This window comes from Brevundimonas sp. (assembly GCF_018608325.1).
Classification (GTDB): Bacteria; Pseudomonadota; Alphaproteobacteria; order Caulobacterales; family Caulobacteraceae; genus Brevundimonas.
In genome coordinates this window covers 16,477-22,506 of sequence record NZ_JABAZW010000003.1, presented here as the reverse complement: position 1 = coordinate 22,506, position 6,030 = coordinate 16,477, and the positions used below count along the sequence as shown (strand labels likewise).

The following is a 6,030-nucleotide window of genomic DNA, read 5'->3' as shown; positions in this document are numbered from 1 at the left end:
CGTCGCAACAGGGTGCGGGCCAGAAGGGCGCCGACCGGATTGTCCTCGGCCAGCAGCACCCGTGTTCCGGCGAAACGGGCGGGGGCGACGCGGTCGTCCTCGGGCGACGCCACGGGGGCCGCGGCCGCGCTGGCGACGGCGCCGACGGCAGCCAGAACCCGCTCGACCAGAGAGGCGCGGCGCAGGGGCTTGATCAGATAGCCGTGAAAACCGGCGGATCGATAGCGGGCGATCAGGTCGCGCTCGGACGGTTTCAGCAGAATAATGGCCTGACCCGTCTCAGGATGGGCCGCCAGCGCACCGTCGGATGCGCCCGCATGATCGATCAGGGCGACGGGGGCGTCAGATGCGACCTGTCCCCCGGACGCGACGATCTGCTCGATGGCGGCGGACAGAATAAGCGGATGGGGCGATTGCACGGCGACCGTCTGACCCACAAGCGGCGCGCCGCGGGGTGCAGCGACGGCGTCGAACGGCGCAATGAAGCGGAAGCGTGCGCCGGGGCCGACGGGCCGGTCCTCGACCTGCACGGTCCCGTCCATGGCGGCGGCCAGTTTGCGCACCACCGCCAGACCCAGGCCAGCGCCGTCATGACGTACGGCGTCCGACGAATCGGCATGGCCGAATTCCTCGAAGATGCGTTCGCGCGCCTCGGGCGGCACGCCGGGGCCGGTGTCGTCGACGATGAAGGCCAGGTGCGGGCGTTCGGGATCAAGGTCCGTGCGCTCAACCGATATCCGCACGCCGCCCGTCTCGGTGAACTTGACCGCATTGCCCGCCAGATTGAACAGAACCTGACGCAGCCGCCCCTCGTCAGCCAGAATGTCGGGCGCGTCGGCGGCGACGGACCAGACGATCTCCAGACCCTTGTCATGGGCGCGCGGGCTCAGCAGTTCGGCGACGCCGCGCACCAGCCCTTCCAGATCGACCGGGGCCAGATCGAACTCCAGCGCGTGGGCTTCCAGCCGGGCATAGTCCAGCAGGTCGTTGACCAGCCCCAGCAGGTGTTCGGCCGATTGGCGCGCCGTTTCCGCATAGGCGCGCTGGGCGCCGTTCAGCGGGGTGTTCTGCAGCAGGTTGATCATGCCGATGACGCCGTTCAGGGGCGTGCGCATCTCATGGCTCATCAGGCGCAGGAATTGCTGGGCCGGATCGACTGCGTCCGCCGCTGTATCCTCGATCTGCGTTGCTGCTGTCCGTCGCGTCATGGCCGCTCTCCGTAGGTCGGCGAAGATAGGGTCTGCGGGTTAAGGATTGTCTCCCAATCGCCAAGGTCGGTCCATGCTCAGGCGCGGAGGAAGGGCGCCTGCCCCGCCTCGTCGTCCCGTATGCCGAAACCGTCGCGGGCGGCGACACGACGGTCGAAATCCGCCTCTGCGCCCACGGTGTTGCGACGATAGATCAGGGCCTCGGCGATATGGCGTCGCAGCACCCCGGTCGCCCCGTCCAGATCGGCGATGGTGCGCGCCAGCCGGAGGGTGCGGGTCCAGCCGCGCGCCGTAAGCCCTCCCGCTTCGCCCGCCCGCATCAGCAGCATCCGCCCGGCCTCGTCCGGCGTGGCGAACCGATCCAGAGTGTCGCCCGATGCACGGGCGTTCAGGCCCTGGGCCAGATCAAGTCCGGCGGTGCGGACCCGGTCCTCCTGCATGGCGCGGGCGGCGGCGACGCGGGCTTTGGCCTCGGCCGTGCCTTCGGCGGGCGGGGGCAGGGCCATGTCGGCGGCGGTGACAGGCGGCGTCTCCACCGTCAGGTCGATGCGGTCGAACATGGGACCGGAAATCCGGTTCTGATAATCGCGCTGGCAACGCGGAGCCTTGCCGCAGGCGCCGCGTCCGGCCCCGCCCATGCCGCAGCGGCAGGGGTTCATGGCCGCCACCAGCTGGAAGCGCGCCGGATAGCGGATATGGGCGTTGGCGCGGGCGACCACGATCTCGCCCGTCTCCAGCGGCTGACGCAGCGAATCCAGCGCCTGTGCGGAATATTCAGGTAGTTCGTCCAGAAACAGCACGCCATTGTGCGCCAGCGACGCCTCGCCCGGCTTGGCGCGCAGGCCCCCGCCGGTCAGGGCGGCCATAGAGGCGGAATGGTGGGGGCTGCGGAAGGGGCGGTCGCGGGTCAGGGCGCCGCGCTCGATCAGGCCGGCGATGGACCAGACCATCGAGGTCTCCAGCAGTTCCTGAGAGGTCAGGGGCGGCAGCAGGCCCGGCAGGCGTTGCGCCATCATCGACTTGCCCGATCCCGGCGGGCCGATGAACAACAGGTTGTGGCCGCCAGCGGCCGCGATCTCCAGCGCGCGCTTGGCGCTTTCCTGACCCTTGACCTCGCGCAGGTCGGGCACGACCCCGCCGGGCGCCAGAGGGCCGGGCTCGGGCGCACGCAGAACCTGTGTTCCCTTGAAATGATTGATCAGGCTGATCAGCGAACGCGGGGCCAGAATGCGCGCGCCGCCCGCCCATGCAGCCTCTGGCCCTGAGATTTCCGGGCAGATCAGGCCCAGACCCATGGCGTCGGCGGATACGGCGGCGGGCAGGGCGCCGCCCCCGCGGGCGATCTGTCCGTCCAGCCCCAGTTCGCCGATGGCGGCCCAGCCGTCCAGGGCGTCGGGTGCGATCACCCCCATGGCCGCCATCAGGGCCAGGGCGATGGGCAGGTCGAAATGGCTGCCCTCCTTGGGCAGGTCGGCGGGGGCCAGATTGGCGATGATGCGCTTTGCGGGCAGGGCCAGGCCGATGCCCGCAAAGGCGCCGCGCACCCGCTCCTTGCTCTCGGCCACCGCCTTGTCGGGCAGGCCGACGATGTTGAAGATCGTCGGCCCGTCATTGCCGATCAGCTGGACCTCGACGTCCACGCGCCGGGCCTCGACCCCGTCAAAGGCGACCGTGACAACCCGCGCGACCATGGTGTTCCCCTGCTGATGAAGGGGAACGAAACACGAACCTGAATCTAATTCAAGTCGTGGCTACGCAACCTGTGCGGCGCGTTTCTTCTCGATGACGTCCCACATCAGGGCGGTGGCGTCGATGCCGGTGAAGGCCTTCAGCTGCTGGGCGCCGGTGGGCGAGGTGACGTTGATCTCGGTCAGATAGTCGCCGATCACGTCGATGCCGACGAAGATCAGGCCGCGTTCCTTCAGCGTCGGGCCGATGGCGGCGCAGATTTCCAGATCGCGCGCGGTCAGTTCGACCGGCATGGCCGTGCCGCCCACGTGCAGGTTGGAGCGCACGGCGCCCGCTGCCGGCACCCGGTTGATGGCGCCGACCGGCTCGCCGTCGATCAGCAGGATGCGCTTGTCGCCCTTGGTCACGGCGGGAATGAATTTTTGGATCACCAGCGGGTCGCGGCTGCCCGCGGCGTGAATCTCGATCAGGGCGTCCAGGTTGGGGTCGTCGGCGCGCAGCTTGACCACGCCCGAACCGCCGTTGCCGTGCAAAGGCTTCAGCACCACCTCGCCGTGCTTCTTGTGGAAGGCGGTCAGGGCGACGGGGTCGGCGGAGATCAGGGTCGGCGGCTGCAGGCCGGGGAAGGCCGTGACCATCAGCTTCTCAGGCGCCGAACGCACCTCAGCCGGGTCGTTGACCACCAGCGTCCTGGGGTGAACCGTCTCCAGCAGATAGGTGGCGGTGACATAGGCCATGTCGAACGGCGGGTCCTGACGCATCAGGATGACGTCGACGTCTTCGGCCAGGTCCAGCGTCTCCCAGTCGCCGAAATCGACGTGGTTTCCCGCTTCGCGCCGCACAGTGATCGGGCGGGCGCGGCAGTAGAGGCGGCCTTCCTCCAGCGCCAGGGTGCGGAAGTCATAGACCCACTGTTTGTGGCCGCGCGCCTGCGCCGTTTCGGCCATCAGGAAGCTGGTGTCCGAGGTGATGTCGACGGCCTCGATCGGGTCCATCTGGATGGCGATCTTGAGTGTCATTGTTCTGGGCCTATCGCGCGTCGCGCTGCTTGAGGCCCGTCGGACGCGCCGTCTCAGAGCCAGTGGGAGTTCAGTGGAATGTGCTGGGAGTCGCCGTCAGCCGAGTTGACGGGCTTCTTCCGCCAGCATGATCGGCACGCCTTCGCGGATCGGATAAGCCAGCTTGGCCCCCGCCGAGATCAGCTCGTTGGCGTCGCGGTCATAGGTCAGCTTGCCCCGCGTGACCGGGCAGACCAGTACCTCAAGCAGGCGGGGATCGACCGAAACGGGGGTGTTGAAGGCATCACTCATTTTTCTGGGCCTAACGTGCTTGGCGCGACTTGAGGCTTCTTTAAGGGGCTGCCGCGCTTAACGCTACTTGAGCCCGTCATTGCCCCGTCATTGCCCCGTCATTGCATGGAGGGAGAGGCGTCGTCACCGCCGTCTGCGGCGTCGATCCGCATCAGGGCGATCAGGGCCTCTGAGCGCGGCAGCAGGCTGACGGCTTCCAGCAGCGCCTGTTTTTCGGCGGGTTCGAACGGCAGGGCCATGGACAGGCTGTTGACCAGGGCCTCCACCGGAGCGCTCTCGGCCGTCTCCCAGTCGATATCCAGCGAACGGTGCGCCAGATAGGTGCGCAGGGCGTCAAGGAAGGCGTGTCGGTCGAAGTCCGGCTCTTCCGGCGGCGAACTCAGATCGGCCTCATAGGCGTCGAAGGCGGCGCGGACTTGGCGATAGGGCGCCTTGGAGGGCAGTTCGGCGGCGATGCGGAAGCGCGACACCCCCGTCAGGGTGATCAGATAGCGCCCATCGGAGGTTTCCGCGAAGCTGGTGATCCGGCCCGCGCATCCGACGGGCGACAGGCCGGGCAGGGCGGGCGTGCCGCCGACCGGCTGGACCAAACCGATGATCCGGTCGCCCGCCATGGCGTCATCGACCATGTTCAGATAGCGCGGCTCGAAGATGTTCAGCGGCAGCTGGCCGCGCGGCAGCAGTATCACCCGGTCCAGCGGAAAGACCGGGATGACCTGCGGCAGGTCCAGCGCCCTGACATAGCTTTGGGGCATGGGCCGCCGTCCCGTTACGAGAAGAGGATCGAGGACAGGCGGCGTCGCCCGTCCTTGGCCACGTCGGAACTCAGGCCCGCTGCCTCGAAGATGACCAGCAACTGCTTGCGCGCCGCCTGTTCGTTCCACTCGCGGTCGATCTTGATGATGTGCAGCAGGTTGTCGACGGCGCCCTTGAAGTCGCCCGCCGCGCTCTGGGCCTCGGCCAGATCAAAACGGGCCTGATGGTCGTTCGGATCAGCGGCGACCTTGTTCTCCAGTTCGGCGGAGGCGCCGGTCGGGGCCTTGGCCGCCAATGCCAGCTGGGCGCGCACGCTCTGGACCGTGGGCTCCTTGGACTCGAGCGGGGCCATGGCGATGGTCTGGACGGCCTGTTCGCGGTCGCCGTCGGCCAGATAGACGCGTGCCATGCCGGCGATGGCCTTTTCGTTCTCGGGCTCGATCTGCAGCACATGGGCGAAGGCCTGGGCGGCGCCGCCCAGATCGTTCAGGCCCAGGGATTCCTCGCCCAGCTCCAGCAGTTGCGCGGTTTCGGTCGAGCCACCCTGACCGCCGGACAGCTTGTCGATGAAGGCCTTGATCTGGCTGTCGGGAATGGCGCCCTGGAAGCCGTCGACCGGCTGGCCGTTGACGAAGGCATAGACCGTCGGGATCGACTGCACCCGCAGCTGGCCCGCATAGGCCGGGTTGGCGTCCACATCGATCTTGACCATCTTCACCGCACCCTTGGCGGCGCGCACGGCCTTCTCCAGCGCGGGGCCCAGCGTGCGGCACGGCCCGCACCATGTTGCCCAGAAGTCGACGATGACCGGCTGATGCTTGGACGCCTCAATGACGTCGGTCATGAAGGAGGCGTCGGTGCCTTCCTTGATCAGGTCGCTTGAGAGGTTCGGGTCAAGGGTCGGATCAACGAGGGTCATGGCGGGGTCCGTGCAGGGTCTGTCAGGTTCAACGGTCCAGATGGCGTCGGGATGCGTCGGCATCAAGCATTGAATTGTCGAAAGCGCCGCAGGTCGCGTCGGCGGCTTACCAGCCCGCTTCTTTCAGGGCGTGGGTGCGGCTGACCGG

At 67.9% G+C, this 6,030-nt stretch carries 6 protein-coding genes; all 6 read right to left on the bottom strand.

Annotated features, from left to right (window positions below; all coding sequences use genetic code 11):
* Window positions 1–1,208 (bottom strand): ATP-binding protein (locus tag QZ281_RS00250; protein ID WP_292223233.1); only part of this gene is annotated, 1,208 nt, incomplete at its 3' end.
* A gap of 77 nt (window positions 1,209–1,285) precedes the next feature.
* Window positions 1,286–2,899: a YifB family Mg chelatase-like AAA ATPase gene (locus QZ281_RS00245; protein WP_292223230.1), complete on the bottom strand. Its 1,614-nt coding sequence runs from the start codon at window positions 2,897–2,899 to the stop codon at window positions 1,286–1,288.
* 60 nt (window positions 2,900–2,959) lie between these two features.
* Window positions 2,960–3,916 carry a glutathione synthase gene (gshB, locus tag QZ281_RS00240; protein ID WP_292223227.1) on the bottom strand — a complete coding sequence of 319 codons (957 nt, stop codon included), beginning with the start codon at window positions 3,914–3,916 and terminating at the stop codon, window positions 2,960–2,962.
* Between the two features lie 96 nt (window positions 3,917–4,012).
* The gene (locus tag QZ281_RS00235) at window positions 4,013–4,207 is read right to left on the bottom strand and encodes a Trm112 family protein (protein ID WP_292223225.1); all 195 of its coding nucleotides are present in this window, start codon (window positions 4,205–4,207) and stop codon (window positions 4,013–4,015) included.
* Between the two features lie 98 nt (window positions 4,208–4,305).
* Window positions 4,306–4,962, bottom strand: a complete 657-nt coding sequence (locus tag QZ281_RS00230; protein ID WP_292223222.1) for an LON peptidase substrate-binding domain-containing protein — start codon at window positions 4,960–4,962, stop codon at window positions 4,306–4,308.
* Between the two features lie 14 nt (window positions 4,963–4,976).
* Window positions 4,977–5,882 carry a thioredoxin gene (gene trxA, locus QZ281_RS00225; RefSeq protein WP_292223220.1) on the bottom strand — a complete coding sequence of 302 codons (906 nt, stop codon included), beginning with the start codon at window positions 5,880–5,882 and terminating at the stop codon, window positions 4,977–4,979.
* Window positions 5,883–6,030 lie beyond the last annotated feature (148 nt).

Bases quoted from the DNA above. Each gene is read 5' to 3' on its own strand.
- QZ281_RS00245 (WP_292223230.1), bottom strand. From the start codon at position 2,899: ATGGTCGCGCGGGTTGTCACGGTCGCCTTTGACGGGGTCGAGGCCCGG.
- gshB (WP_292223227.1), bottom strand. From the start codon at position 3,916: ATGACACTCAAGATCGCCATCCAGATGGACCCGATCGAGGCCGTCGAC.
- QZ281_RS00235 (WP_292223225.1), bottom strand. From the start codon at position 4,207: ATGAGTGATGCCTTCAACACCCCCGTTTCGGTCGATCCCCGCCTGCTT.
- QZ281_RS00230 (WP_292223222.1), bottom strand. From the start codon at position 4,962: ATGCCCCAAAGCTATGTCAGGGCGCTGGACCTGCCGCAGGTCATCCCG.
- trxA (WP_292223220.1), bottom strand. From the start codon at position 5,882: ATGACCCTCGTTGATCCGACCCTTGACCCGAACCTCTCAAGCGACCTG.